Origin of the sequence: Streptomyces sp. So13.3 (genome assembly GCF_005860785.2) — a bacterium.
Taxonomy (GTDB): domain Bacteria; phylum Actinomycetota; class Actinomycetes; order Streptomycetales; family Streptomycetaceae; genus Actinacidiphila; species Actinacidiphila fildesensis.
In genome coordinates, this window is record NZ_CP048835.1 from 2,852,100 (window position 1) to 2,878,361 (window position 26,262).

Annotated in this window: 24 protein-coding genes; 10 read left to right on the forward strand and 14 right to left on the reverse strand. The window is 71.8% G+C overall.

Features of this window, described 5'->3' with window-relative positions:
* Positions 1–24 precede the first annotated feature (24 nt).
* Complete coding sequence (locus C8250_RS12965) at positions 25–2,538, reverse strand: FHA domain-containing protein (protein ID WP_244809122.1); 2,514 nt, start codon at positions 2,536–2,538, stop codon at positions 25–27.
* Positions 2,539–2,737: 199 nt separating this feature from the next.
* On the opposite strand from C8250_RS12965, the gene C8250_RS12970 reads away from it, so the two are divergent.
* Both C8250_RS12970 and serB read left to right on the forward strand, forming a co-directional pair.
* Positions 2,738–4,384, forward strand: coding sequence for a streptophobe family protein (locus tag C8250_RS12970; RefSeq protein ID WP_138354966.1), 1,647 nt, complete (start codon positions 2,738–2,740; stop codon positions 4,382–4,384).
* Positions 4,385–4,496: 112 nt separating this feature from the next.
* A complete protein-coding gene (serB, locus tag C8250_RS12975; RefSeq protein WP_138354967.1) occupies positions 4,497–5,750 on the forward strand; it encodes a phosphoserine phosphatase SerB in 1,254 nt (417 codons plus the stop codon).
* 50 nt (positions 5,751–5,800) lie between these two features.
* On the opposite strand, the gene C8250_RS12980 is transcribed toward serB, so the two are convergent.
* From C8250_RS12980 to C8250_RS12990, 4 genes are all read right to left on the reverse strand, one after another.
* Entirely contained in the window at positions 5,801–6,322 is a 522-nt protein-coding gene (locus tag C8250_RS12980; protein WP_138354968.1) for a histidine phosphatase family protein, read from the reverse strand.
* 94 nt (positions 6,323–6,416) lie between these two features.
* A complete protein-coding gene (locus C8250_RS12985; RefSeq protein ID WP_138355037.1) occupies positions 6,417–6,644 on the reverse strand; it encodes a hypothetical protein in 228 nt (75 codons plus the stop codon).
* A 170-nt stretch (positions 6,645–6,814) separates the two neighbouring features.
* Positions 6,815–6,937, reverse strand: a complete 123-nt coding sequence (locus C8250_RS44460; protein WP_274599398.1) for an SGM_5486 family transporter-associated protein — start codon at positions 6,935–6,937, stop codon at positions 6,815–6,817.
* Positions 6,938–6,994: 57 nt separating this feature from the next.
* Positions 6,995–8,326 carry an MFS transporter gene (locus C8250_RS12990; RefSeq protein WP_138354969.1) on the reverse strand — a complete coding sequence of 444 codons (1,332 nt, stop codon included), beginning with the start codon at positions 8,324–8,326 and terminating at the stop codon, positions 6,995–6,997.
* 22 nt (positions 8,327–8,348) lie between these two features.
* Between C8250_RS12990 and C8250_RS12995 the strand changes: the two genes are divergently transcribed.
* Entirely contained in the window at positions 8,349–9,029 is a 681-nt protein-coding gene (locus C8250_RS12995; protein WP_138354970.1) for an FCD domain-containing protein, read from the forward strand.
* 88 nt (positions 9,030–9,117) lie between these two features.
* On the opposite strand, the gene fabI is transcribed toward C8250_RS12995, so the two are convergent.
* The 3 genes from fabI to C8250_RS13010 all read right to left on the reverse strand — a co-directional run bounded on the left by fabI (position 9,118) and on the right by C8250_RS13010 (position 11,648).
* A complete protein-coding gene (fabI, locus tag C8250_RS13000) occupies positions 9,118–9,888 on the reverse strand; it encodes an enoyl-ACP reductase FabI (RefSeq protein WP_138354971.1) in 771 nt (256 codons plus the stop codon).
* A gap of 5 nt (positions 9,889–9,893) precedes the next feature.
* Entirely contained in the window at positions 9,894–10,598 is a 705-nt protein-coding gene (fabG, locus tag C8250_RS13005; RefSeq protein ID WP_138354972.1) for a 3-oxoacyl-[acyl-carrier-protein] reductase, read from the reverse strand.
* 123 nt (positions 10,599–10,721) lie between these two features.
* Positions 10,722–11,648 carry a lytic polysaccharide monooxygenase gene (locus C8250_RS13010; protein ID WP_138354973.1) on the reverse strand — a complete coding sequence of 309 codons (927 nt, stop codon included), beginning with the start codon at positions 11,646–11,648 and terminating at the stop codon, positions 10,722–10,724.
* A gap of 248 nt (positions 11,649–11,896) precedes the next feature.
* Between C8250_RS13010 and C8250_RS13015 the strand changes: the two genes are divergently transcribed.
* Genes C8250_RS13015 through C8250_RS13025 form a run of 3 tightly spaced genes read left to right on the forward strand, consistent with a single transcriptional unit; the run spans position 11,897 to position 15,385 of the window.
* Positions 11,897–13,420, forward strand: a complete 1,524-nt coding sequence (locus tag C8250_RS13015) for a TldD/PmbA family protein (RefSeq protein WP_138354974.1) — start codon at positions 11,897–11,899, stop codon at positions 13,418–13,420.
* A complete protein-coding gene (locus C8250_RS13020; RefSeq protein WP_138354975.1) occupies positions 13,417–14,811 on the forward strand; it encodes a metallopeptidase TldD-related protein in 1,395 nt (464 codons plus the stop codon). The genes C8250_RS13015 and C8250_RS13020 overlap by 4 nt, the downstream gene beginning before the upstream one ends.
* Before the next feature lie 22 nt (positions 14,812–14,833).
* Entirely contained in the window at positions 14,834–15,385 is a 552-nt protein-coding gene (locus C8250_RS13025) for an RNA 2'-phosphotransferase (protein ID WP_138355038.1), read from the forward strand.
* A 6-nt stretch (positions 15,386–15,391) separates the two neighbouring features.
* On the opposite strand, the gene C8250_RS13030 is transcribed toward C8250_RS13025, so the two are convergent.
* The gene (locus C8250_RS13030) at positions 15,392–15,667 is read right to left on the reverse strand and encodes a GlsB/YeaQ/YmgE family stress response membrane protein (RefSeq protein WP_138354976.1); all 276 of its coding nucleotides are present in this window, start codon (positions 15,665–15,667) and stop codon (positions 15,392–15,394) included.
* Between the two features lie 235 nt (positions 15,668–15,902).
* Here C8250_RS13030 and C8250_RS13035 point away from each other — a divergent pair, with 235 nt between their 5' ends.
* A complete protein-coding gene (locus C8250_RS13035; RefSeq protein ID WP_164298412.1) occupies positions 15,903–16,268 on the forward strand; it encodes a DUF3099 domain-containing protein in 366 nt (121 codons plus the stop codon).
* A 177-nt stretch (positions 16,269–16,445) separates the two neighbouring features.
* On the forward strand, positions 16,446–16,718 hold the full coding sequence (locus tag C8250_RS13040) for a hypothetical protein (protein WP_138354978.1): 273 nt from the start codon (positions 16,446–16,448) through the stop codon (positions 16,716–16,718).
* A gap of 180 nt (positions 16,719–16,898) precedes the next feature.
* Here C8250_RS13040 and moaA read toward each other — a convergent pair whose 3' ends face one another.
* The 3 genes from moaA to C8250_RS13055 form a co-directional block, all read right to left on the reverse strand.
* Positions 16,899–17,888 carry a GTP 3',8-cyclase MoaA gene (gene moaA, locus C8250_RS13045; protein ID WP_244809124.1) on the reverse strand — a complete coding sequence of 330 codons (990 nt, stop codon included), beginning with the start codon at positions 17,886–17,888 and terminating at the stop codon, positions 16,899–16,901.
* A gap of 147 nt (positions 17,889–18,035) precedes the next feature.
* Positions 18,036–19,664 (reverse strand): cation acetate symporter, encoded by a 1,629-nt coding sequence (locus C8250_RS13050; protein ID WP_138354980.1) that lies wholly within the window; start codon positions 19,662–19,664, stop codon positions 18,036–18,038.
* The gene (locus tag C8250_RS13055) at positions 19,661–20,086 is read right to left on the reverse strand and encodes a DUF485 domain-containing protein (RefSeq protein ID WP_244809815.1); all 426 of its coding nucleotides are present in this window, start codon (positions 20,084–20,086) and stop codon (positions 19,661–19,663) included. The genes C8250_RS13050 and C8250_RS13055 overlap by 4 nt, the downstream gene beginning before the upstream one ends.
* A 210-nt stretch (positions 20,087–20,296) precedes the next feature.
* Between C8250_RS13055 and C8250_RS13060 the strand changes: the two genes are divergently transcribed.
* Positions 20,297–20,488, forward strand: a complete 192-nt coding sequence (locus C8250_RS13060; RefSeq protein WP_138354982.1) for a hypothetical protein — start codon at positions 20,297–20,299, stop codon at positions 20,486–20,488.
* 191 nt (positions 20,489–20,679) lie between these two features.
* Positions 20,680–22,182 (forward strand): S8 family serine peptidase, encoded by a 1,503-nt coding sequence (locus C8250_RS13065; protein WP_239070983.1) that lies wholly within the window; start codon positions 20,680–20,682, stop codon positions 22,180–22,182.
* Positions 22,183–22,242: 60 nt separating this feature from the next.
* Here the strand turns inward: C8250_RS13065 and C8250_RS13070 are convergent, their stop codons facing one another.
* Both C8250_RS13070 and C8250_RS13075 read right to left on the reverse strand, forming a co-directional pair.
* A complete protein-coding gene (locus tag C8250_RS13070) occupies positions 22,243–23,286 on the reverse strand; it encodes a zinc-dependent alcohol dehydrogenase family protein (RefSeq protein WP_138354984.1) in 1,044 nt (347 codons plus the stop codon).
* Between the two features lie 122 nt (positions 23,287–23,408).
* The gene (locus C8250_RS13075) at positions 23,409–26,192 is read right to left on the reverse strand and encodes a helix-turn-helix transcriptional regulator (RefSeq protein WP_138354985.1); all 2,784 of its coding nucleotides are present in this window, start codon (positions 26,190–26,192) and stop codon (positions 23,409–23,411) included.
* Positions 26,193–26,262 lie beyond the last annotated feature (70 nt).

A 26,262-nucleotide genomic window follows, 5' to 3' on the forward strand; every position in this document is an offset into this window, starting at 1 on the left:
CTTCGGCGTTGTCGGTCCCGCGCGCTACTTGCGCATGACCTCCGGCTCGTGGCGGCGCAGCAGCCGCGCGACCACGACACCGCAGATGACACCGAGCACGACCAGCACGCCCATGTCGACGATCCACTGGGCCGCGGTGTGCTCCCAGAGCTGGTCCGGGTTGGCCGCGTCCCACGGCATGAGGACGTTCAGCTGGGCGGTGGTGCCCAGGGCCGAGACGGCCCAGCGGGCCGGCATCAGCCAGGCGAACTGCTCCACGCCGATCGAGTCGTAGAGCTGGAACAGCACCCCGGTGAAGACGACCTGGACGATCGCGAACATCACCAGCAGCGGCATGGTCTTCTCGGCGGTCTTCACCAGGGCCGAGATGATCAGGCCGAACATCATCGAGGTGAAGCCGAGCGCGATGACGGCCAGCGTCATCTCGATCGCCGGTGAGCTCTTGAAGATCACGCCCTCGGTGGGCATGGCCCGCGGCGCGAAGCCGATGCCGCAGATGATGACGCCCTGCAGGGCCGTGATCAGACCCAGCACGATGACCTTGGACATCAGGTACGCGGAGCGGGAGAGGCCGGTGGCCCGTTCCCGTTCGTAGATCACCCGTTCCTTGATCAGTTCTCGTACCGAGTTGGCGGCGCCCGAGAAGCAGGCGCCCACCGCGAGGATCAGCAGGATCGTGCCCGCGTCCTTGTTGACCAGGTGGGCCTTGAGCGGACCCGGGCCCAGACCGCTGTCGGCCGGGATGACGACGCTGACCACACCCAGCACCGCGGGCAGGATGAACATCAGCCCGATGAAGCCGCGGTCGGAAGCGATCACCGACAGATAGCGGCGTACCAGCGTGAACAGCTGGGAACCCCAGCTCTGCGGCTTCGGCGGCCGGGTGGCCAGCTGCGGGACGACCGCCGCGGCCTGCGGGGCGGCGTCCAGGTCGGCCGCGTACATCTGGTAGTGCTGCGAGCCGTGCCAACGGCCCGACCAGTCGTAGTCGCGGTAGTTCTCAAACGCCGAGAAGACATCGGCCCAGGTCTCGTAACCGAAGAAGTTGAGCGCTTCCTCCGGCGGGCCGAAGTAGGCGACCGAGCCGCCCGGCGCCATCACCAGCAGCTTGTCGCACAGCGCCAGCTCGGCCACCGAGTGGGTGACCACCAGGACGGTGCGGCCGTCGTCGGCCAGACCGCGCAGCAGCTTCATGACGTCGCGGTCCATACCCGGGTCGAGGCCGGAGGTCGGCTCGTCCAGGAAGATCAGCGACGGCTTGGTGAGCAGCTCCAGCGCGACGGAGACCCGCTTGCGCTGACCGCCCGAGAGGGAGGTGATGCGCTTGTCCGCGTGGATGTCGAGCTTGAGCTCCTGCAGGACCTCCTGGATCCGGTGGTTGCGCTCGTCGGTCGCGGTGTCACCGGGGAACCGGAGCTTGGCCGCGTACCGCAGTGCTTTGCGGACCGTCAGCTCCTTGTGCAGGATGTCGTCCTGCGGGACCAGACCGATGCGCTGGCGCAGCTCGGCGAACTGCTTGTACAGGTTTCGGTTGTCGTACAGCACCTCGCCCTGGTCGGCCGGGCGGTAGCCGGTCAGCGCACGCAGCAGCGTGGACTTGCCGGAACCGGACGGGCCGATCACCCCGATCAGCGACTTCTCCGGGACACCGAAGGAGACGTCCTTGAGGATCGTCTTCGTGGTGTTGCCCTGCGGGACCGTGACGGTCAGCCGCCGGGCCGAGAAGGAGACCTCACCGGTGTCGACGAACTCCTCGAGCCGGTCGCCGGCCAGTCGGAAGGTCGAGTGGCCGACGCCGACGATGTCGTTCGGGCCCAGCAGATGGCGCTGGATCGCCTGGCCGTTGACGTAGGTGCCGTTGTGGCTGCCCAGGTCGACGATCTCGAAGCGGCCGTCCGGGTGCGCCTTGAACTCGGCGTGGAACCGGGAGACCTGGAGGTCGGAGACGACCAGGTCGTTCTCCAGCGCACGGCCGATCTTCGTGACCTGGTTGATCGAGAAGTGGTGCATCGTGGTCGGGCTGCGGTGCTGCTGCCCGCCCTGCGGTTGCTGCGGCTGCTGCGGCCAGCCCTGCTGCTGCGGAACCTGCGCCGGCGGCTGCTGGTTCCAGCCACCCTGCTGCGGCTGCTGCGGCTGGACGGGCGGCCGGTGCGGCTGCTGCACCGGCGGGGCCTGCCGTGCGGCAGGTGCCTGGTGCGGCTGCGCCAGCGACGTCTCCGCACTGTAGAGATCGGCGCTGACCTGCTGGCCGCCGCTGAAGTTGAGACGGGGGCCGTCGGTCGCGTTGCCGAGGTTCACGGCGGAGCCCGGTCCGACCTCCATCTGGTGGATGCGCTGGCCCTGGACATAGGTGCCGTTGGTGCTGCCGAGATCCTCGACGATCCAACTGCGTTCGCCCCAGCGGATGGTGGCATGCCGCCAGGAGACTCTGGCGTCGTCGAACACCATGTCTCCCTGCGGATCCCGCCCGAGGCTGTACGACCTGGATGGGTCGAGCGTCCAGGTTTGACCGTTCAATTCGAGTACGAGTTCAGGCACCCCAAGCCCCAAAAGTTGTCCCCCGGTATTTCCCCATGCGGGGAGTCTAGGGATTGCGAACATCGGGAGGAACTATTTCAGGCCCGGCAGCCGAACCGGAACCCGCCCTCCGATAAGTACGCCCGCCGGCAGCGTTGACTGCGCCCAAATGCCACCGGAGAGTAGTAACCGCCCAAGGAAACGACCTCGGGGGGCCGGGATGACCGCTAGGACCACGCCCTGGGTGAGCGTACTGCTCTCCGCCATCGCGTCCGTGAGTTGGGCGTTTCTGGCCATGACGGGCACCGCCGCGCTCGGTCTGCATCTGCTCGGGGCGGACACCGCGGGTTCACTCGGACCGATGACGGCCGCGGTGGTCGCGATGGCCGCGGGCGGCCGGGTCCGACCGTCGGGCGACGTCGCCGTGTTCGGGATGGACAGCGCCGGGACCCAGGGCGCCGTCGGCGTCATGCCGTTGGGCGTCGCCCTGGTGGGCGCGTTGCTGCTGGTGTGGGTCTTCCTGCGGTCGTTACGCAAGGCCGGGACGGTCGTCTCCGCCGGTGAGCTGGCCGCCCGGGTGATCGCGGTCGCGGTGTTCTTCACCGCGGTACTCGGCGGACTCGCCTGGGCCGGCCAGGACACCATCGCCATCGACGGCGCCTCGCTCGGCGCCCCCCAGGCCGGCGGCATCCTGGACAAGCTGCCCGGTATCGGGGACATCGGGGGCGGCGGACTCTCCGACGGCCTGCAGGGTCTGATCAAGTCCAAGACGTCGGTCGGCTTCCATGTCGACACCGTGCCCACCCTGCTGCGCGGCCTGGTGTGGGTGCTGTTGGTACTGCTGATCGCGCTGCTCGCCTCGCGCCGTACGCCGTTGCCGCCGGGCTGGCAGGGTGTGCACCGGGTGGTGCGGCCCGCCGTCTCCGCGCTGTGCGGCGTTCTGGTGCTCGCCGTGGTGGCGGGGTTCGCCGCCGCCGGGTACGCGGCGGTCACCGGCGACGAGCCGGGCCGGATCATGGGCGCCGCGCTCCTCGGCGCGCCCAACGGGGTCTGGCTGGCGCTGCCGCTGGGCCTGTTCGTCCAGTGGAAGGGCGTCGCGACCGGGGAGCTCGCGAAGGTGCTGCCCGATCCCCTCGACCGCTTGCTGAGCAACGGGGTCAAGGAGCCCATCACGCTCGGCCGGCTCGCCGAGCTGGACGACCGGGTCTGGCTGCTGCCGGTCGCGGTGGCGCTGATGATGCTGACCGCCGGGGCCCTCACCGCGACCCGCACCCCGCTCGGGACCGGGTCGCGCGCCGGATACGCGGGGCGCTGCGCGCTGCGGCTGGGGGTCGCGTCGGCCGTCGCGCTCCCGCTGCTGGTGTGGCTGACCGGGGTCTCGGTGAACGCGAACCTGTCGGTCTTCGGCTTCGACGCCGTCGGGGCCGGGATCGAGCTGCACGGCAGCGTTCCGCCGGCGCTGCTGCTGGGCGCCGCCTGGGGCGCGGGTGCGGGCGGCGTGGGCGCGCTGCTGGCGCTGGCGACCGGCGCCGCCGGGCGGCAGGCCGCGCCGCTGGCGCTCGGCCCGGCGCCGGGGAGCACTTCCGGCGATTCCGCGCGGACGTACCCGGTCATCGCCTACGAGCCGGGTCCCTACGTTCCCAGTCCGGCGTACCACCCCGAGGAGGCCGGGCCGAACCCGTACAAGCAGCCGGCGGATCCCGCCGGAAGCGCCGGCAACGACTCGCCGCACGCGACCCAGACGATGGCCGGCGCCCCGCTGCCCCCGCCGCTGCCGCGCCGCTCGCGTGGCGGCGGCCGCACCGACAAATGGCCCGACCCGCCGGGCGAACCACCGCCCCCGCCGGGAGCGCCCCGCAGGCAGTAAGGGGTGCCGGCGGGCATTCGGGGCGGATTCCGCCTTCGCGGGTCCGGATGGGTGTCCGCCACGCGGGACGGCTCGTCGCGTCCTTGAGGCCGCCGGATACGGTGGTCCCACCATGAACGACGCCACGCAGCCCATCCCTGTCGCCGCCGTTCCCTCCGCGGACGCGCCCACCCTCCTCGTCAAGATCTTCGGCAAGGACCGCCCAGGCATCACCGCCGGACTTTTCGACACCCTCGCCGCGTTCGGCGTGGACGTCGTCGACATCGAACAGGTCGTCACGCGGGGCCGGATGGTGCTGTGCGCGCTGGTGACCGCGCCGACCGCGCCCGGCGCCGAGGGCGAGCTGCGGTCCACCGTGCACAGCTGGTCCGAGTCGATCAAGATGCAGGCCGAGATCATCTCCGGTATCGGTGACAACCGGCCGCGCGGTGAGGGACGTTCCCATGTGACGGTCCTGGGCCACCCGCTGACCGCCGAGTCGACAGCCGCCATAGCGGCTTGCATCACCGCCACCGGCGGCAACATCGACCGGATCTTCCGGCTCGCGAAGTACCCGGTGACGGCGGTCGAGTTCGCCGTCTCGGGTGCCGATCCGCTGGCGCTGCGCTCCGCGCTGGCGACGGAGGCCGCCGCGCGCGGGGTGGATGTGGCGGTGGTCCCGGCCGGGCTGCAGCGCCGGGCCCAGCGGCTGGTGGTGATGGATGTGGACTCCACCGTCATCCAGGACGAGGTGATCGAGCTCTTCGCCGCGCACGCCGGGTGCGAGGCGGAGGTCGCCGAGGTCACCGCCGCCGCGATGCGCGGCGAACTGGACTTCGAGCAGTCGCTGCACGCCCGGGTCGCGCTGCTGGCCGGGCTGGACGCGTCGGTGGTGGACAAGGTCCGCGCCGAGGTCCGGCTCACCAAGGGCGCCCGGACCCTGATCCGCACGCTCAAGCGGCTCGGCTACCAGGTGGGGATCGTCTCGGGCGGCTTCACCCAGGTCACCGACGACCTCAAGGAGCGGCTGGGGCTGGACTTCGCGGCCGCGAACACCCTGGAGGTGGTGGACGGGAAGTTCACCGGCCGGGTGACAGGACCGATCGTGGACCGGGCCGGCAAGGCGCGGCTGCTGCGGAGCTTCGCGGAACAGGCCGGGGTGCCGCTGAGCCAGACCGTAGCGATCGGTGACGGGGCGAACGACCTCGACATGCTGAACGCGGCGGGGCTCGGCGTGGCGTTCAACGCGAAGCCGGTCGTCCGGCAGGCCGCCGACACCGCGGTCAACGTGCCGTTCCTGGACACCGTCCTGTACCTGCTGGGCATCACGCGGGAAGAGGTCGAGGCGGCCGACGCGCTGGACGGCGCCCCGACCGAATCCCGCTAGGCCGGGAGGGGATCGCGTCAGGCCTCGCCGCGCGATCCGTCCGGCCGGGCTCAGGCCTCGTGCGGCACCCAGTAGTCGGCCAGCCGGCCGACGCCGTGCTCCACGGACTTCCAGGAACCGGAGAACGTGACGACGCCGAAGGCCGCGGTCGGGAAGCCGCCGCGGTTCATCCGGGCCAGGGCGTCCGCCTCGGCGGTGCCCGCGAGGGCGTCGGCGAGGGCGTGCATGCCGGGGTTGTGGCCGATGACCAGCAGGGTGCCGATGTCGTCGGGGGTCTCGTTGAGCAGGGCCAGCAGCTCGCCCAGGCTCGCTTCGTACAGCCGCTCCTCGTAGACCGTCCTGGGTCGCTGCGGCATCTCGTGCGCGGCGAGCTTCCAGGTCTCACGGGTGCGGGCGGCGGTGGAGCACAGGACCAGGTCAGGGGCGATCCCCGCGTCGGCGAGCCGGCGGCCCGCCACGGAGGCGTCCGTACGGCCGCGCTCGGCCAGCGGCCGCTCGTGGTCGGCGACCGAGGGCCAGTCGGCCTTGGCGTGACGGAGTAGGACGATCGTGCGGGGCGAGTCGACGCTCATGCCCCTCAGCTTTCCAGAAAATCCGCGATCAGGCGCGGGCTGGCCGTTACGGCCCGCACCGGCCCGTGGGCGCCGCTCATCAGAGGCCGCGGCATCACAGGAGGTGCTGGGCGATACCGGGGAGCGCGTCCGCGATGCGGGCGATGAGGTGGCCGGCGGGCTCGGCCGCCGAGGTGTCGCTCCGGCCGGGTCCGGCGATCAGCATGAGCAGCGCGGCGAAGGCGAGCGCGGGCAGCGCGACGGCCCACCACGGGAGGCGCGTCTGGACCCCGCCGGCCCCCTGGCCGACCGTGTGCCGCGAGGGGCGGGTGGGTGCCTGGATGGACTGGGTGGACACGGTGACCGCCTCCGTGAAGTGCTGGAATGTTCTGACCCTTCGAAACTACGGAAGGGCACTCGAAGATCCCATCGGGCGGGCCACCCACTCGACCCTGACCTGGCCCCCCTAGGGATGGTGGGGTTGTCCCCACCATCGGCCTCAGGGGCGGCGGTTCAGCCGAACTTGGCCGCGACGGTCGCGATGATCGCGACGAAGGCCGGAACAGCCAGCATCAGACCGATGATGATCATCAGCCGCCTCTGGCTGTGCGGGGGGTTGGGCTCAAGTACGGGCATGGGCCCAGTCTCGCACCGGCGCCGAAGAGGACCGCGGCGGGGTCGCCTGCGGCGCGGTCACAGTTCGTCCTCGATGTACCGGTTGCGTCCGGCCAGCACGCCGACGACGATCTGCGGCACCATGAGCGCCGCCATCAGCGCGATGGGCAGGTCCCAGCCGCCGCTGTGCTGGTAGAGGGCGCCGACCAGGATCGGCCCCGGGATCGAGATCAGATAGCCGGTGCTCTGCGCGAAGGCGGACAGCCGGACCACTCCCGCGCCGGTGCGCGAGCGCATCCCGACCATCGTCAGGGCCAGCGGGAAGGCGCAGTTGGCGATGCCGAGCAGCAGCGCCCACACCCAGGGGGCGCCGGCGGGGGCCAGCCACAGGCCGGTGTACCCGGCGAGGCCGAAGAGCGCGAGGACGACGACGAGCGGACCCTGGTGCCGCATCCGGCCGGCGAGCGAGGGCAGCGCGAAGGAGAGCGGGACGCCCATCACCATCGTCACGGCGAGCAGCGCCCCCGCGGTGCCGGCGGAGAGCCCGGCGTCGCGGAAGATCTGCGGCATCCAGCCCATCGTGACGTAGGCGGCGGTGGCCTGCAGCCCGAAGAAGCAGGCGAGCGCCCAAGCCGTACGGCTGCGGATGATCCGGCCGGTGTTCCCGTCGGTGGCGGGGCCAGAACCTGCGGGGGCGGGCCGCGCGGCGGAGCTGCGGTCCCGGACCAGGCCGAGCCACGGCACGATCGCGACGACGGCGAGCGCCGCCCAGACGCCCAGGCCGAGCCGCCAGCCGTGGCCCATGGCGGAGGTCAGGGGCACGGTCGCCGCGGCGGCGGCCGCGGTGCCGAGGGAGAGCGCCATCGAGTAGAGCCCGGTCATCGCGCCGACCCGGTCGGGGAAGTACCGCTTGACGATCACCGGCATCAGGATGTTGCTCACCGCGATACCGGCCAGGGCCACGGCGCTGGCGGCGAGGAAGAGCACGGTGCCGCTCGCGAACGGGCGCAGCAGCAGCCCGGTGGCGATGCCCGCCATGCCCGCGCAGACCACGGCGCCCGCGCCGAAGCGGCGGGCCAGTCGCGGGGCGGCGATGCCGAAGAGCGCGAAGCACAGGGCGGGCACGGAGGTGAGGAACCCGGCCACGGCGCCGCTCATGCCGAGGCCGGCCCTGACCTCCTTCATGAGCGGCCCGAGGCTGGTGACCGCGGGGCGGAGGTTGAGCGCGGCGAGCACCAGCCCGGCGAGCACGAGGCGGCGCGTCCAGACGGGGAGCGCCGCCGTCTCCGGCAAGGGAGCCGGTAGGGAATCCGGTCCGGGAGCCGGTGCTGACCCGGGTGCGGATCCCGGTATGCCCGGTATGGACACGGCCTTGTCGCGGTCGAGGGTGCGGGGTTCGTCATCGCGCATGCACCCATCATAGAATGATGGGATGAATCTCGGCCCACTCCCCCGGCAGTCCACGCTCGCCGACCAGGTGATCGCCCGGCTGCGTACCCAGATCACGTCCGGTGAGTGGCCGGTCGGCTCCCGTATCCCGACCGAACCCGAGCTGGTCGACCAGCTCGGCGTCGCCCGCAACACCGTCCGTGAGGCGGTCAGAGCGCTGGCCCATAACGGGCTGCTCGACATCCGGCAGGGCTCCGGCACCTATGTCCTGGCCACCAGCGAGCTGGCGGGCGTGATGCAGCGCCGGTTCGCGGACGCCGATCCGCGGCATGTCGCCGAGCTGCGCAGCGCCCTGGAGGCGTCCGCCGCGGGACTGGCCGCCGCCCGCCGCACCGACCGCGATCTGCGGCATCTCGACACCCTGCTGGAGCGCCGCGAGCGGGCCTGGGAGTCGGGGGACGCCGCCGCGTTCGTCGACGCGGACGCGACGCTGCACCTGGCGGTCGTCGGCGCCTCGCACAACGACGTGCTGGCCGAGCTCTACGCGGACCTCGGCGAGGTGCTGCGCGACTTCCTGCGCGCGGACGTCGGCGAGGTGCTGCGCCCCGAGCAGCACCTGGACCACGCCCGGCTGGTGGAGGCGATCCGCGCGGGCGACGCGGGGACGGCGTCGGCCGAGGCCGCCGGGCACGCCTTCCACTGCCGGGGGCTCGGCACGCCCTGACCCCCGCAGAGCACGGAGAACGCCCGGCCCCGGACGCTGTGGAAGCGTCGGGGACCGGGCGTTCGCCGTGCGTCAGGAGCGGTACGGGTCAGGCACCGACCGCGTGCAGGCCGCCGTCGACGTGGATGATCTCGCCGGTGGTCTTCGGGAACCAGTCCGAGAGCAGGGCGACGACACCGCGGCCGGTGGGCTCCGGGTCGGACATGTCCCACTCCAGCGGGGAGCGGTGGTTCCAGACGTCCGCCAGCTCCGAGAAGCCCGGGATGGACTTGGCGGCCATCGAGCCGATCGGTCCGGCGGAGATCAGGTTGCAGCGGACGTTCTGCTTGCCCAGGTCACGGGCGAGGTAGCGGGACGTCGCCTCCAGCGCGGCCTTGGCCGGGCCCATCCAGTCGTACTGCGGCCAGGCGTACTGCGCGTCGAAGGTGAGGCCGACGACCGAGCCGCCGCCGTTGCTCATCAGCGGCAGGCACGCCATGGTGAGCGACTTCAGCGAGAACGCGGAGACGTGCATCGCGGTGGCGACGGACTCCCACGGGGCGTTGAGGAAGTTGCCGCCCAGCGCGTCCTGGGGCGCGAAGCCGATGGAGTGCACGACCCCGTCCAGGCTGCCGAGCTCGGTGCGTACGGTGTCCGCGAGCGACCCGAGGTGCTCGGGGTTGGTCACGTCCAGCTCGATGACCTTGGTGGGCTTCGGCAGCTTCCTGGCGATGCGCTCGGTCAGGGTGGGCCGCGGGAAGGCGGTGAGGATGATCTCAGCGCCCTGCTCCTGCGCCAGCTTGGCGGTGTGGAACGCGATGGAGGACTCCATCAGCACTCCGGTGATCAGGATGCGCTTGCCTTCGAGAATTCCACTCATGGTGATCAGTGACCCATGCCCAATCCGCCGTCTACGGGAATGACGGCACCAGTGATGTATGCGGCCTCTTCGGAGGCGAGAAAGCGGACCGAGGAGGCGATCTCCGCGGTCTGCGCGTAACGGCCCAGCGGGATCTGGCCGACGATCTTCTCGCGCTGCTCGTCGCTGAGCGTGCGGGTCATGTCGGTGTCCACGAAGCCGGGGGCTACGACGTTCACGGTGATGTTGCGCGAGCCGAGCTCACGGGCCAGCGAGCGCGCGAAGCCGACCAGGCCGGCCTTGGAGGCGGCGTAGTTCGACTGGCCGGCGGAGCCGAGCAGGCCCACGACCGACGAGATGAGCACGATGCGTCCCTTGCGGGCCCGCAGCATCTTCCGAGCGGCGGCCTTGACCACACGGAAGGTGCCCGTGAGGTTCGTCTCCAGGACCGAGGTGAAGTCCTCGTCGGTCATCCGGAGCAGCAGCTGGTCGCGGGTGACGCCGGCGTTGGCGATCAGCACCTCGACCGCGCCGTGCTTCTCCTCGATCTCCTTGTAGGCCTGCTCGACCTGTTCGGCGTCCGTGATGTCGCACCGCACCGCGAGGAAGCCCGCTGGTGGCTCGCCCGAGCGGTAGGTGATGGCGACCTTGTCACCCGCGTCGGCGAAGGCCTGGGCGATGGCGAGGCCGATGCCCCGGTTTCCTCCGGTGACGAGAACCGAGCGGCTCAACGGATCACCCTTTCCCATAGTTGTGGCTATCACCACGAAACTATCGGTCCGGGCAGCGATACAGGGAACCGGCCCCGACAGGGGCATCCAGCTGTCCCTGTCGGGTCCCTACAGTCGGCGGAGTTACGCCTGTGTGCGGGCTGCGGTCCGGCGGCGGCCGCGGAGGATCATTCCGACGGCTCCCGCGGCGAGAACGGCGCTGCCGCCGAGTGCCGTCTTCAGGGTGCCGGCGGCCTGGCCGCTCGCTGCCGTGTTCTGGGTGACGAGAGTGGTGTCCCCGCCGTGGCCCTGGTGGCTGACCGTCGACCGGCTCGCCCCGGCGGCGATCTGCTGGTCGCTGGGCGCGGCCGGGGCCTTGGCGGCGGCGCCCTGTCCGAAGACGACATCGGAGCAGCCGTAGAACGCCTCGGGGCTGTCGGTGCGCTGCCAGACCTGGTAGATCAGGTGGCGGCCGGAGCGGCTGGGCAGCTTCGCGGTGAAGTTGTAGTAGCCGCTCGTCGCGGTGGAGCTGGTCGTGTAGGTGGCGATCGGAGTGGCGTCCAGGTCGGACCACTTGAGCGGTTTCGTCGGGTCGTAGCCGGCCTTGGTGATGTACAGGGTCATGACGCCGCGGTGGGGCGCGGTGACACGGAAGCCGACGTTGAACGAGCCGGTGGCGACGCTGGTGGCGGGCCAGTCGGTGCGGGCCATGTCGAGGGCCTTGTACTTGTCGCGGTTGGCCGAGCACAGCTTGCCGTCGGGAATGATGTCCCGGCTGTGTCCGTCGGCGTTGGCGATGTTCACCTCGTTCCAGTCGTAGAGCGGCTGGGTGCCGCTCATGGCGACCAGGTCCTTGCAGACCTGCGACTGCGGGTGTTCCGGGCCTTCGGCGTAGCAGGCGGATATCCGGCTGACGGGGCTGCTGAGGGCGCCGTGCGCGCTCGCGGACACCGGGGTGAGGGCGACGAGCGCCAGTGCCGCGGCGCCCGCGGCGCCGACGGCCGCGGCATGGCGGAACGCGGGAAGCCGCGGCGGGGGTACACGGAGTGCCGGCAGGTGGGGGGCTGACATGTGGGGGCTCCTTGTCGTGCTGTGGCTGGTGACTGCGCGGACAGGGGCGTGGGGGGACAGCAGAACTGAGCATAGGATTGGTCTGGACCAACGACAAGAGGCCTGCGGCTACCGGCTTCTGACGGAGCATCATCAATTCCCGGAACGCGCCGGATATACCGTGGCCGTCCGTGCTGTCCGAGCGGCATGATTCACTGCGCAGACCTGTCGCATCAGACCTGTCGAATCGGGCGAAGGAGGAGGCCGCTGTGCCTCACGAGGTCGATCAGTCATTCCTGGCACTGCCGCTGCGGGCGCTGGCCGACGCGGCACTCGCCCGGGCCAGGGCGCTCGGAGCCGAGCACGCGGACTTCCGCTTCGAACGGATCCGCAGCGCCACGTACCGGCTACGGGACGCCAGGCCGTCCGGCACGTCGGACACCACGGACACCGGCTACGCGGTCCGGGTCGTGCACGGCGGCGCCTGGGGCTTCGCGTCCGGCGTCGATCTGACGATGGACGCGGCGGCGCGGGTCGCCGGCCAGGCGGTCGCCATGGCGAAGCTGTCGGCGAAGGTGATCGCCGCCGCGGGATCCGACGAACGGGTCGAGCTGGCGGACGAGCCGGTGCACGCGGAGAAGGTGTGGGTCTCCGAGTACGGGACCAACCCCTTCGACGTCCCGGACGCGGAGAAGACGGCGCTGCTCGCCGAGTGGAGCGGCCGGCTGCTTTCCGCGAAGGGCGTCGCGCACGCGGACGCGTCCCTGATGACCGTCCAGGAGAACAAGTTCTACGCGGACACCGCGGGCACCAGCACCACGCAGCAGCGGGTGCGGCTGCACCCGCAGCTCACCGCGGTCGCGGTGGACCCCGGCAGCGGCGACTTCGACTCCATGCGCACCCTGGCCCCGCCGGCCGGCCGCGGCTGGGAGTACCTGACGGGCACCGGCTGGGACTGGGACGCCGAACTCGCGGAGATCCCGGAGCTGCTGGCGGAGAAGATGCTCGCGCCGACCGTGGAGGCCGGTTCGTACGACGTCGTCGTCGACCCGTCCAACCTGTGGCTGACGATCCACGAGTCGATCGGCCACGCCACCGAGCTGGACCGGGCGCTGGGCTACGAAGCGGCCTACGCGGGCACCTCCTTCGCGACCTTCGACCAGCTGGGCACGTTGAAGTACGGCTCCGCGCTGATGAACGTCACCGGGGACCGCACCGCGGAGCACGGCCTCGCGACGGTCGGCTACGACGACGAGGGCGTCGCCGGGCAGACCTGGGACCTGGTGAAGGACGGCACCCTGGTCGGGTACCAGCTGGACCGCCGGATCGCGAAGCTCACCGGCTTCGAGCGGTCCAACGGCTGCGCGTACGCCGACTCCCCCGGCCATGTGCCGGTGCAGCGGATGGCGAACGTGTCGCTCCAGCCGGCGCCGGACGGACCGTCGACGCAGGAGCTGATCGGCGGCGTCGAGCGCGGGATCTACATCGTCGGCGACCGTTCCTGGTCCATCGACATGCAGCGCTACAACTTCCAGTTCACCGGCCAGCGGTTCTTCCGGATCGAGAACGGCCGGCTCGCGGGCCAGCTCAAGGACGTCGCCTACCAGGCCACGACCACCGACTTCTGGGGCTCGATGGAAGCCGTCGGCGGCCCGCAGACGTATGTGCTCGGCGGCGCCTTCAACTGCGGCAAGGCCCAGCCCGGCCAGGTCGCGGCGGTCAGCCACGGCTGCCCGTCCGCGCTGTTCCGCGGTGTCAACATCCTGAACACGACCCAGGAGGCCGGCCGATGAGCCCCCGCAGCACCGCTCCGCACGAGATCGTCGAGCGCGCCCTGGCACTGTCCCGCGCCGACGGCTGCGTCGTCATCGCGGACGAGGAGTCCAGCGCCAACCTGCGCTGGGCGGGCAACGCGCTGACCACCAACGGCGTGACCCGGGGCCGCACCCTCACCGTCATCGCGACGGTGAACGGCTCGCAGGGCGCCGCCTCCGGTGTGGTGTCCCGCTCCGCGGTGACCACCGACGATCTGGAGCCGCTGGTCCGGGCCGCTGAGGAGGCGGCCCGCGCCGCGGGACCGGCCGAGGACGCGCAGCCGCTCGTCGAGGGGACCGCGCACTCCGCCGCCTTCACCGAGCCGCCCGCCGAGACCTCCTCCGAGGTCTTCGGGTCGTTCGCACCGGCGCTGGGCGAGTCCTTCGCGACCGCGCGGGCCGGCGGACGGCAGCTGTACGGCTTCGCCTTCCACTCGGTGACCTCCAGCTACCTGGGCAGTTCCACCGGGCTGCGGCTGCGGCACGACCAGCCGACCGGCACCATGGAACTCAACGCCAAGTCGCCGGACCGCTCCCGGTCCGCCTGGGCCGGTGCCTCGACCCGGGACTTCAAGGACGTCGACCCGGCGGCGCTCGACGCGGAGCTCGCGCAGCGGCTCGCCTGGGCGGAGCGCCGGATCGAGCTGCCCGCCGGCCGCTACGAGACGCTGCTGCCGCCGACCGCCGTCGCGGACCTGGCGATCTACCAGCTGTGGTCGTCCGGAGCCCGGGACGCGGCCGAGGGCCGCACCGTCTTCAGCAAGCCCGGCGGCGGCACCCGGGTCGGGGAGAAACTCTCCGACCTGCCGCTGACGCTGCGCAGCGACCCGCAGGCGCCCGGTCTGGAGTCGGCGCCGTTCGTCATCGCGCACGCCTCGGGCGACGACTCCTCGGTGTTCGACAACGGCCTGCCGGTCGGTCCGGTCGACTGGATCCGGGACGGGGTCCTCAACCGGCTGCCCACCACCCGGCACAGCGCGGGCCTCACCGGCCTGCCGGTGACCCCGGCCGGCGACAACCTGATCCTGGACGGCGGCGGCACGAAGTCGCTGGAGGAGATGGTCGCGGCCACCGACCGCGGGCTGCTGCTGACCTGCCTGTGGTACATCCGCGAGGTCGATCCGGCGACGCTGCTGCTCACCGGCCTCACCCGGGACGGGGTCTACCTGGTCGAGAACGGCGAGGTGACGGGCGCGGTGAACAACTTCCGGTTCAACGAGTCGCCGGTGGACCTGCTCGGCCGGGTCGCCGAGACCGGCCGCACCGAGCGGACGCTGCCGCGCGAGTGGAGCGACTACTTCACCCGGGCCGCGGCACCGGCCATGCGGATCCCGGACTTCAACATGAGTTCGGTCAGCCAGGGCGTCTGACCCTGCCAGGAGGATGACGACGGTGGACGAGAAGCGGACGGTCAAGGTCTCGAAGTTCCTGGCCCTGGTGCTGCGGCACGATCCGGGAGCGGTCGGGGTGACCCTCGACGAGGGCGGCTGGGTGGCGGTGGACGAGCTGATCGCCGCCTGCGACCGGGCGGGCCGCCGCTTCTCGCGCGCCGAGCTGGACCATGTCGTCGCGACGAACAACAAGAAGCGGTACGAGTACTCGCCGGACGGCCGGCTCATCCGGGCCAGCCAGGGGCACTCGGTCCCGGTGGACCTCGGACTGGCGGCCGCGCCGCCGCCCGACGTGCTGTTCCACGGCACCGCGACCACGACGCTGCCGCTGATCCTCCGGGACGGGCTGCTGCCGATGTCCCGTCAGGACGTCCATCTGTCGGCGGACGTGGAGACGGCCGTGCGCGTGGGTGCGCGGCACGGCCGTCCGGTGGTGCTGGAGGTGGACGCTGCCGGGCTGGCCGCCGAGGGCCATGTGTTCCGGGTCAGCGCCAACGGCGTGTGGCTGACCGACCGGGTTCCGCCGGCGCGGTTGCGACAGCGCCCGGTCTGAGGGTCGTCAGGCGGCTTCCTTCTTGCCTCGGATCGCCGCCCACAGTCCGTCACCGACCGCCACCACCGCGATGGCGCCGAGCAACTGCAGCAGGTGCCGGGTCCAGTCGATGCCACTGGTGTCGTTGACGCCGATCCAGGTCGCCACCGCGTTGCCCAGGATGCTGCCGAGCATGCCGAAGATCGCGGTCAGCCACAGCGGGATGGACTGCTTGCCGGGCAGGATCGCTTTCGCGATCAGACCCAGAACCAGACCGACGATGATCGCCCACAACCAACTCATGTCACACGCCTCCTCGCGTTCGAGTGACGATGCACTCGTGACGTCAGTCTGATCCGGGGTGGGCTACGCCGCATGTCGGGGGCGTCCATACGCCGTACGACGGGGTCGGCACGCCACTCGCGGGGCGGCCCCGGTCTCGAATGCGGCGGACCCGCGGCGTACCGTGAGAAGGGCCTGGGGCGGGTCCCCGCAACAGAATTCGGTACGGCCCGGTGGGCCGAGCAGGCGGTGGAATGTGATGCGGAAGCACAGTGACGGCGAGGTCTTCCGGATCACCGGAGCCCGGACCGGTCTCACTCAGGATGTACAGGGCAGGCAGCGCCGCTACGTCATCTCGATGCTGGTCCGTACCGCCTCGGTCATCGCGACCGTGACCTTGTGGAACGTACAGCGGCCGCTGGCCTGGGTCGCGCTGGTGCTGGGCGCGCTGCTGCCCTATGTCGCGGTGGTCATCGCCAACGCGGGACGGGCGAACGCGCCGTCGCTGCCGTCGTCCTTCGTCCCGCCGCCGACCCGGCCGATGCTGGAACCGGTCGTCCTGGAGGGTCACGTGGAGCCCGGAACGGAATATCCGGAGGGTCCGTACAGCAGTCGAAACTGAGCCGCGGCTGGCCGGAAACCTCAAGAAAAGCTCAGATCAATCATGAGGATCCACTCCTCGACCGGGGTGCACGCGTGACATACTTCGTACGCGCTCCGCATCCCCCGTCGGAGCGACGGACCGACGCCGGGCGGCTCCCCCCGTGGCTGCCCGGCGTCGCCATGTTTACTGGCAGCTATGAACGACGTGACGCCGATCTGCTCGGCCAAGGGCTGCCGCACCACCGCCGCGTGGGTGCTGGCGTGGAACAACCCCAAACTGCACACCCCGGACCGCCGGAAGACCTGGCTCGCCTGTGACGAGCACCGGGAGCACCTGTCGCAGTTCCTGGACCTGCGGGGGTTCCTGAAGGACGTCGTGCCGTTCGCGGACTGGCGGGACCCTGCTGACCCCGCGGACCCCGTCGCGCCGGAGAATCCCGCGGCACCGGGGAGCCCGGCGGCGTCCTGATAGCGGACGGACCCGCGGTCCGGCCCGTCGGGCCCAGACGCAGACTCCGGCTCCGGATTCCGGCTCCGGATTCCGGCTCCGGATTCCGGCTCCGGATTCCGGGGTCGGACTCCGGGGTCGGACTCCGGGGTCGGACTCCGGGGTCGGACTCCGGGGTCGGACTCCGGGGTCGGGCGGGTACTAGCCGCCGATCGCCGACATCGGGCGGTCGGGCTGCAGGAACGACGGGTCGTCGAGCCCGGAGCCGGCCTTCTTGCCCCACATCGCGGTCTTCCACAGCGCGGCGATCTCCGCGTCGGTGGCACCGGAGCGCAGCGGGGCGCGCAGGTCGGACTCGGTGCGGGCGAAGAGGCAGTCGCGGACCTGGCCGTCGGCGGTGAGCCGGGTACGGTCGCAGGCGCGGCAGAAGGGGCGGGTCACGGAGGCGATGACGCCGACCCGGGCCGGGCCGCCGTCCACCAGCCAGCGTTCGGCGGGCGCGGAGCCGCGGGCTCCGTTGGGCTCGGGGGTGAGCGTGAAGCGGGTCCTGAGGCTCTCCAGGATCTCCTCGGCCGTCACCATGTCGCTGCGCTGCCAGCCGTGCTGCGCGTCCAGCGGCATCTGCTCGATGAAGCGCAGCTCGTAGTCGTTCTCGACGGCCCACTGGAGCAGGTCCGGGGCCTCGTCGTCGTTGACGCCGCGCATGAGGACCGCGTTGACCTTCACCGGGGCCAGGCCGGCGGCGCGGGCCGCTTCCAGCCCGCCGATGACGTCGTGGTGGCGCTTGCGCCGGGTCATGGCCTGGAAGACCTCGGGGCGCAAGGTGTCGAGGGAGACGTTGACCCGGTTCAGGCCGGCGTCGCGCAGCGCGGCTGCGGTGCGTCCGAGGCCGATGCCGTTGGTGGTCAGCGATATCCGGGGGCGGGGTTCGAGGGCCGCGACGCGTTCGATGATGCCGACCAGGCCGGGGCGCAGCAGCGGCTCGCCGCCGGTGAAGCGGACGTCCTTGACGCCGAGGTCGGTGACGCCGATCCGTACCATCCGGACGATCTCGTCGTCGGTGAGCAGCTCGGGCTTGGCCAGCCACTGCAGGCCCTCCTCGGGCATGCAGTACGTGCAGCGCAGATTGCACCGGTCGGTCAGCGAGACCCGCAGATCGGTGGCCACGCGTCCGTAGGTGTCGATCAGCACGCGTTCCGCCTCCCTCGCGGGCACCAGGTGCGCCCGCCACTCCAGCTTAGGACCACGGTGACCCACCGCGTATCGCCGCAGCGTACGCGATGGGCCCCATATTGCAACAGTTTGTTGAACCGTGGTCTCTCGTGGGGGGCAGGCCGGTCAGTGTGCCCCGGCGCCGGTCATGGAGCGGACCTCCAGCTCCTTGTACTTCTCGAGGTCCGGCTCCTCCTTGGACAGAACCGTGCCCAGCCAGCCGAGCAGGAAGCCCAGCGGGATGGAGACGATGCCCGGGTTGCCCAGCGGGAACCAGTGGAAGTCGCTGCCGGTGAAGAGGGAGTCGGGGGCGCCGGAGACGACCGGCGAGAAGATCACCAGGGCGACCGAGGAGACCAGTCCTCCGTAGATCGACCAGGTCGCTCCCGAGGTGGTGAACTTCTTCCAGTACAGGCTGTAGAGGATGGTCGGCAGGTTGGCGGAGGCGGCCACCGCGAAGGCGAGCGCCACCAGGGCCGCCGCGTTGAGTTTGGTGGCGTACATGCCGAGCCCGATGGAGACCGCGCCGATCGCGACCGCGGCGATCTTGGCGGTGATGACCTCGTTCTTCTCGCTCACCTTGCCCTTGCGGATCACGTTGGCCCACAGGTCGTGCGCGAACGAGGCCGACGAGGCGAGGGTGAGGCCGGCGACGACGGCGAGGATGGTGGCGAAGGCCACCGCGGAGATCACCGCGAGCAGGATCGCGCCGCCGGTGGTGCCGGGGCCGCCGCCGACGTACTCGGCGAGCAGCGGCGCCGCGGTGTTGCCGGACTTGTCGCTCGCCTTGATCTTGGCGGCGCCGACCAGCGCCGCCGCACCGAACCCGAGGGCGATGGTCATCAGATAGAAGCCGCCGATGATGCCGATCGCCCAGTTCACGGACTTACGGGCGACCTTCGCGGACGGCACGGTGTAGAAGCGCACCAGGATGTGCGGCAGCCCGGCGGTGCCCAGCACAAGAGCCAGGCCCAGCGAGATGAAGTTGATCTTGCTGGTGCTGTCGATGCCGTACTTGAGGCCGGGCTCCAGGAACTTGTGCCCCTGGCCGCTCTTCTCGGCCGCGGCGCCCAGCAGCGTGGACGGGTTCCAGTGGAACTTGTTGAGCACCAGGATGGTGATCAGCAGGGTGCCGAGGATCAGCATCACGGCCTTGATGATCTGCACCCAGGTCGTGCCCTTCATGCCGCCGATCGTCACGTACAGCACCATGACGATGCCGACCAGCGCCACGATCAGCCGCTTCGGGCCCTCGCCGGTGACACCGAGCAGCAGCGAGACCAGGGCGCCCGCGCCGACCATCTGGGCCAGCAGATAGAAGATCGACACGACGATGGTCGAGGTGCCGGCGGCGGTGCGCACCGGTCGCTGGCGCAGCCGGTACGCGAGCACGTCGGCCATGGTGAAGCGGCCGGAGTTGCGCAGCGGTTCCGCGACCAGCAGCAGGGCGACCAGCCAGGCGACCAGGAAGCCGATCGAGTAGAGGAAGCCGTCGTAGCCGACGAGCGCGATGGCGCCGGCGATACCGAGGAACGACGCGGCGGACATGTAGTCGCCGGAGATCGCCAGACCGTTCTGGAACCCGGTGAAGCCGCGGCCGCCCGCGTAGAAGTCGGTGGCGTCCTTCGTCTGGCGGCCCGCCCAGACGGTGATGCCGAGGGTGATAACGACGAACACGGAGAAGAGCGTGATGATCAGGGTGCGGTGCTCGGACGCCGCCGCCTCGGCCGCCAGGTTGATCGTGCCGGTGGTCATGAGCGGTCCTCCAACGTAGCGTCGTTCTCCAGCCGCGCCCCGGGAACCTCGGCCGCCGGGTCGAGGCCGACCGACGCGGTGCGGTTCTCCAGCCGCGCCTTGAGGGCCTCGGCCCCCGGGTCGAGCCGGGCATTCGCGTACCTGGCGTATATCCACGCGATGAGGAACGTGGTGAGGAACTGCGCGAGGCCGAAGACGAAGGCCACGTTGATGTGCCCGACGACCTTGGTCGCCATGAACCCGCCCGCGTAACTCGACAGGAGTACGTACAGCAGGTACCAGGCGAGGAAGGCGACGGTGACCGGGAACGCGAACACCCGGTAGGAGTGCCGTAGTTCGCCGAATTCCGGGCTCGCCTCGACCTCGGAGTACGAGGCGGGGGTCGGCGGGCCCGGGGTGGCGGACGGTGGTGCGGGATCCACGGTGCCTCCATGAGTGATCTGCGTCACGTCGATGATCGGAGACCGCATGTTAGAGGTGTGACGGCGGGTGTTCAACAGGCCATGGGTGAAATCTGCCGCCATCCGGATCAGGGCCGACACCGGGACCGGGGCGCTTCGTTGTACAGAGTGCCCAGCACCGCCACGAAGCGGCCCGGACGCGGCCGTGACGCAGCACCGAGGACATCGCCCGTGAACACCCCGCCGAGTTCCCCGCCCCCGGGTCCGCACCGACTGCCCTACGGGGCCGTCCGGTTGACCGTCCCGGTGGCCGCGGCACCGCAGCCGGCCGGCCGCGCGGCGCCCGGGCGGTGGTACGGACCGCGGGTGGTCATACCCCTGTTGAGCATCGAGGCGCTGCGGTCCGGCCACAGCGGTGGCTGACGCGCCACCGGTTCGAACGGGAATCCGGTAGGAATCCGGGATTTCCACCGCAATCCATTGATGGCGCCACCGGTACGACGATAGCTTCCATCGTCATGTACCCGTCCAACGGCAACCGTGCCGTCAGGGCGGGTCGTTGGACGATTGGAGATCCCATGGTTCCTCTTCACAGACGGTCCGGACGGCGCCGCATGCTCGCGGCGACCGTCGGGATGGCGCTGGCGGCAGCCGTCGCCGTACTGCCGGGCGCCGCTTCGGCGTCGGCGGCGGACAGCACGGTGGCGGCCGACGGCCCGCTGCTGTCCTACGTGGTCAACACCAAGGTGGACCACGGCACCGTCAAGAGCGTCGAACGCGCGATATCCCGGGCCGGCGGCCAGGTGGTCATCTCGTACGAGAAGATCGGCGTGATCGTCGTGCACTCGGCGAACCCGGGCTTCGCCGCCGCGATACGCAAGGCCCATGGAGTACAGACCGCGGGCGCCACCCGCACCGCCGCCATCGCCCCGGCCTCGACCACCGAACTGGGTGCGCCGGAGCGGCTCACGGCCGCACAGGTCGCCGCGGCCACCGCGGCCAACGCGAAGGCCGGCACCGAGCAGGAACCGCTGGAGGCGAACCAGTGGGACCTGGTGGCCATCAAGGCCGACAAGGCCGCGAAGATCAACCCGGGCAGCCGGAAGGTCACGGTCGGTGTCATCGACACCGGTATCGATGACACCCACCCGGATCTCGCCGCGAACTTCTCCGCCTCGCAGTCCGCGAACTGCGTGGGCGGAGTGGCCGACACCACCCCGGGCGCCTGGCGCCCGTACGACCCGGCCAGTGACTACCACGGCACGCATGTGGCGGGCGAGATCGCCGCGGCGCGCAACGGCATCGGCGTGGCCGGTGTCGCACCCAACGTCAAGGTCGCGGCCATCAAGGTCAGCGACCCCGTCACCAGCCTGTTCTACCCGGAGAGCGTGGTCTGCGCGTTCGTCTTCGCCGCCGACCACGGCATCTCCGTGACGAACAACAGCTATTACATCGACCCGTGGCTCTACAACTGCCTGGACGACCCCGACCAGCGCGCGATCGTCGACGCGGTCAACCGCGCGTCGAAGTACTCCGAGCGCAAGGGCGTACTGAACGTCGCGTCGGCCGGCAACTCCAACGACGACCTGGACTCGAACGCGCTCTCCGACGCGTCCAGCCCGGACGACGGCACCCCGGTCGACCGCACCGTCGACCCGCACAAGTGCTTCGACATCCCGACCCAGCTGCCCGGCGTCGTCACGGTCTCCGCGACCGGCGTGCAGAACCTCAAGTCGTACTACTCCAGCTACGGCCGGGGCGTCATCGACGTCGCCGCCCCCGGCGGGGACAAGTACCAGATCCCGGGAACCCCGGACAAGAACGGCCGGATCCTGGCCACGCTGCCCGGCAACACCTACGGATACCTGCAGGGCACCTCGATGGCCAGCCCGCACGTGGCGGCCGTCGCGGCGCTCATCAAGAGCAGGCACCCGCACGCCACGCCCGAGCAGATCCAGTGGCTGCTCAAGGCCGAGGCCGACAACCCCGGCTGCCCGACGGGCCTGTACGACCCGGACGGCAACGGAGTGCAGGACGCCACCTGCACCGGCCCGAAGCGGCTGAACAGCTTCTACGGGTACGGCATCGTCGACGCCCTGGACGCCGTCACCAAGTAACGAACGGCTGCCGATGACGCCGGGCGGGCCCGATGGACGGGCCCGCCCGGCGTTGCATCGTCAGAGCTTGACGATGACCTTCAGGGCGGTGCGCTCGTCCATCGCCTTGTAGCCGCCGGGGACGCCCTCCAGGCCGACCGCGTGGTCGAAGACCGGGGACGGGTCGATGGCGCCGGACAGGATGTCGGGGAGCAGCTCCGGGATGTAGCTGCGGACCGGGGCGACGCCGCCGCGCAGGGCGATGTTGCGGTTGAACATCTCGCCGAGGTCCAGGCCGGTGCCGCTGCCGTGCGGGACGCCGACGTAGCCGATCGCGCCGCCGTCGCGGGTGATGCCGACGGCCGTCCGCATGGACTGCTCGGTGCCGACCGCCTCGATGACGGCGTGCGCGCCCTGCCCGCGGGTCAGCTCGCGGACCGCCGCGACGGCGGCCTCGCCGCGCTCGGCGACGACGTCGGTGGCGCCGAACGTGCGGGCGATGTCGGTGCGCGCCGTGTGCCGGCCGAGCGCGATGATCCGCTCGGCGCCCAGCCGCTTGGCGGCGAGCACACCGCACAGGCCGACCGCGCCGTCACCGACGACCGCCACCGTCGTGCCGGGGCCGACCCCGGCGCCGATGGCGGCGTGGTGGCCGGTGCCCATGACGTCGGACAGCGCGAGCAGCGCGGACAGCAGACGGTCGTCGGAGAGCGCCTCGGCGGGCAGCTTGACCAGGGTGGCGTCGGCGAAGGGCACCCGGACGGCCTCGCCCTGGCCGCCGTCGGAGCCGACCGAGCCCCAGAAGCCGCCGTGCACACAGGAGGTCGTCAGGCCGTCGGCGCAGTACTCGCAGACGCCGTCGGACCACATGAAGGGGGCGACGACCAGGTCGCCGGCCGTCAGTCCCGACACCTCGGAGCCGGTCTCCTCGACGACGCCGAGGAACTCGTGGCCGATGCGCTGCCCCGGCTCGCGGGCGGCCTCGCCGCGGTACGCCCACAGGTCGCTGCCGCAGATGCAGGCGCGGACCACCCGGACGACGGCGTCGCCGGGCTGCCGGATCGCGGCGTCGGGCACGTCCTCCACCCTGATGTCGAACGGGGCGTGGATGGCGGTGGCGCGCATGGGGGTGTCCTTGCTGCTCAGCTCAATGGGGTGACTTCACGGTACGCCAGCGGTCCGGGGGCCGCACTCCGCGGGTCACGGCTGGTCAGGGCACCGGCCGGCAGGTGCTGCGCCGCGGCCGGTCACCGTCCGGCCGGGTCCCCCGGAGCCGCCGCCAGCGCCGTCGGCAGATCGGCCCGCTGCCGGATGCCGAGCTTCCGATAGGTGCTGGTCAGATGGGTCTCGACGGTCCGGCGGGCCAGATGCAGCAGCTCCGCTATCTCGACGTTGCCGTGGCCCGCGGCGGCAAGCTCCGCTATCCGCCGCTCGCTGCCCGTCAGGGCGCCGGTTCCGGTGTGCGGGATCCGGCGCGGGCGGGCGCCGCCGTCCCGCAGCGCCTGCCGCGCGAGCCGGCCCAGGCGTACGGCGCCGAGCCGCTCGGCGCGCGCGGCGGCCTCCCGCAGCACGTCGCGGGCCTGTCCTGAGCGCCCGGCGGCGGTGAGGGAGCGGCCCAGGCCGAGCTGCGCGGCGATCAGTTCCGGCTCGGCGGCCGGCTCCTCGCGCAGGCGGGTGACGGCCTCCTCGAGCAGTTCGATGCCGCGCCGGCCGCCGGTGGCCGAGCCGAGCGCGCGCAGGGCGCGACCCTCGGTACGGGCCGTGCCCCAGATCCTGGCCAGCCGCAGCTCCTCGGCGGCGAGCGGCACCGCCTCGCCGGCCCGGCCGGTCCGCACCAGACTGTCGGCGGCCGCCGAGCGCCAGGCGGTGACGACCGGGCTCACCACACCGCGGGCGACCTGCCGCCGGCCGCAGTCGGTGAGGTCCTCCAGCGCGCCCCCGTCATCACCCCGCGCAGCGCGCAGCAGACCGCGCGCGTACAGGAACTCGCACCACTGCCAGGAGTTGTCGGGACCGGGGCCCGCGAGCTTCCCGGCGAGCCCGGCCGCCTCGTCCAGCCGGTCGAGTTCGGTGAGCGCGATCATGGTCTGGGCGCCGACGTGCACATTGGCGGCGGGGTCCTGGTCGTCGACGAGCCGCGCGAAGTCCCCCCGCATGACGGCGGCCTCGGCCCGCACGCTCACCAGGCACTCATGGCCCGGATGCAGCACCGGCTCGCCGAGCGGGATCCGGGCGGCGTACCGTTCCGCCTCGTCCAGCAGGTCGGCCCACTGCGCGACGGTGGCGACCGACCCCAGCACGTACGGCTCCAGCAGCGGGTCCACCGAGCCGTGCGCGAGCAGCGGACGCACCTGCTCCCAGGCCTGTTCCGCCGAGAGCAGCCCGGCGGCCGACTCGTACTCGGTGAGCATCATCTCGGCCATCGGGTCCGGGTCGCCGAGATGGCGCAGCCGCAGCAGTTCGGAGATCATCTGCCGCCAGCTCTCCCCGTCGTGCGAGGCGATGAGCGCGGTCGCCGCCTGCACCGCGCTCAGCAGGTCGGGGCGGCCGGCGAAGCCGTCGGCGAGTTCGCGCAGTACGGCGATGGCCGCGGGCACCTCGCCGTGCGCGGCGAGCGCCGTGCCCAGCGCGCTGGCCACCCGCACCCGGCCGTGCCCGTCCTGCTGCACGCGCAGCGCCTCGGCGAGCCGCCGGACCCCCGCCGCCCGGTCGATCCGGACCTCCAGGCAGCCCAGTTCGGTGAGCACGCTGCCGCGCCGCTCGGTGGTGAGAGGCTCGTCCAGCGCCCGGCGCAAGTGGGCGACGGCCCGCGGAACGCCCGCCGGTTCCGAGCGGGTCTCCTGCGCGGCGGCGAGCAGCACATCGGCCGCCCACGCCTCGCCGACCGGCGGGACCGGCAGCAGATGCCCGGCGACGGCGCCGGCCCGGTCGCCGCGCTCGTGCAGCAGCCGGGCCGCGGTGCGGTGCGCCGCGTCCCGGCGTTCGCGGGGCAGGGTGTGCAGCACCGCGTCGCGCAGCAGCGGGTGGGCGAACATGGCCGGCCCGCCGGCTTCGCCGCCTCCTGCGGCCAGGAAGCCGTGGTGCCGCAGCGCGGCGGCCCAGCCGGCCAGCCGTGCGGGATCGGCGGTCTCCGGCTCGCCGCGCGCCGGCCCCGCGCCGACGTGTCCCGGCACCGTGAAGCCCTTCCGCCCGGTGCGGCGGCGCTCGCCGCGCTGCCATTCGGCCAGCAGGCCGAGCGGGTCGTGCTCGTCCTGCACCAGGGCGAGCGCGCAGCCGGCGTCGGCGGTCTGCGGGCCCGCCGCGGCCAGCAGCCAGGCGACGGCATCGGCGTAGGCACCGGGGTGGAGTTCGGCGACGCTCGACGGGGTCCGCTCCGGCGGGCCGCCGGGGTGCAGCTCGGCCAGGTCCTGCAACAGGGCGTGCAGCAGCAGCGGGTTGCCCGCGGTCGCCGCGGCGAGGCCGGGCGGCGGGTCGCCGCCGAGCCGTTCGCGGGCGATCGCGTCGACGGACGACCCGCTCAGCGGCGGCAGCCGCACCGTGTGGACGAGCGAGGGGGCCAGGCCCCAGGCGATGCCGCGCGGGGCCGGCGTCATGTCGTACTGGTGACGCTCGGTCAGGATCAGCAGGACCGGCAGCCGGTCGAGCCGGGGCACCAGCCGGCCGAACCAGCCGCGGGAGGCCGGATCCGCCAGGTGGACGTCGTCGACGGCCAGTGCGAGCGGTATGCCGCCGGGCGACAACTCGTCGATGGACGCGGCCTCGGGGGCGCCGTCCAGCAGCCGCCGCACGACGGACGGCACGCTGCCGGCGTCCTGGTCCTGCTGCGCGCAGCGGGTACGGCGGACGTCCAGGCCCTGCCGCCGGGCGAGTTCGGCCGCCGCGTCCAGGAGGGCGGTCCGGCCGCTGCCCGTGCCGCCGCGCACCACCAGCAGGGCGCCCGCGCCCGCCTCGGCCCGTTCCGCGAGGCGTGCCGCGACGGCCAGCTGGCCGTCCCGTTCGCGCAGACCGAGCTGCTCCCCCACCGTGGCCACCGCACCCCTTCCGCCGCCGCGGTCCCAGGATATGCCGTGGTGTTGTCGTGGTTGATCTCGTGGTGGTCCA

Bases quoted from the DNA above. Each gene is read 5' to 3' on its own strand.
- C8250_RS12970 (WP_138354966.1), top strand. From the start codon at position 2,738: ATGACCGCTAGGACCACGCCCTGGGTGAGCGTACTGCTCTCCGCCATC.
- serB (WP_138354967.1), top strand. From the start codon at position 4,497: ATGAACGACGCCACGCAGCCCATCCCTGTCGCCGCCGTTCCCTCCGCG.
- C8250_RS12980 (WP_138354968.1), bottom strand. From the start codon at position 6,322: ATGAGCGTCGACTCGCCCCGCACGATCGTCCTACTCCGTCACGCCAAG.
- C8250_RS44460 (WP_274599398.1), bottom strand. From the start codon at position 6,937: ATGCCCGTACTTGAGCCCAACCCCCCGCACAGCCAGAGGCGGCTGATG.
- C8250_RS12990 (WP_138354969.1), bottom strand. From the start codon at position 8,326: ATGCGCGATGACGAACCCCGCACCCTCGACCGCGACAAGGCCGTGTCC.
- C8250_RS12995 (WP_138354970.1), top strand. From the start codon at position 8,349: ATGAATCTCGGCCCACTCCCCCGGCAGTCCACGCTCGCCGACCAGGTG.
- fabI (WP_138354971.1), bottom strand. From the start codon at position 9,888: ATGAGTGGAATTCTCGAAGGCAAGCGCATCCTGATCACCGGAGTGCTG.
- C8250_RS13010 (WP_138354973.1), bottom strand. From the start codon at position 11,648: ATGTCAGCCCCCCACCTGCCGGCACTCCGTGTACCCCCGCCGCGGCTT.
- C8250_RS13020 (WP_138354975.1), top strand. From the start codon at position 13,417: ATGAGCCCCCGCAGCACCGCTCCGCACGAGATCGTCGAGCGCGCCCTG.
- C8250_RS13030 (WP_138354976.1), bottom strand. From the start codon at position 15,667: ATGAGTTGGTTGTGGGCGATCATCGTCGGTCTGGTTCTGGGTCTGATC.
- C8250_RS13040 (WP_138354978.1), top strand. From the start codon at position 16,446: ATGAACGACGTGACGCCGATCTGCTCGGCCAAGGGCTGCCGCACCACC.
- C8250_RS13050 (WP_138354980.1), bottom strand. From the start codon at position 19,664: ATGACCACCGGCACGATCAACCTGGCGGCCGAGGCGGCGGCGTCCGAG.
- C8250_RS13065 (WP_239070983.1), top strand. From the start codon at position 20,680: ATGCTCGCGGCGACCGTCGGGATGGCGCTGGCGGCAGCCGTCGCCGTA.
- C8250_RS13070 (WP_138354984.1), bottom strand. From the start codon at position 23,286: ATGCGCGCCACCGCCATCCACGCCCCGTTCGACATCAGGGTGGAGGAC.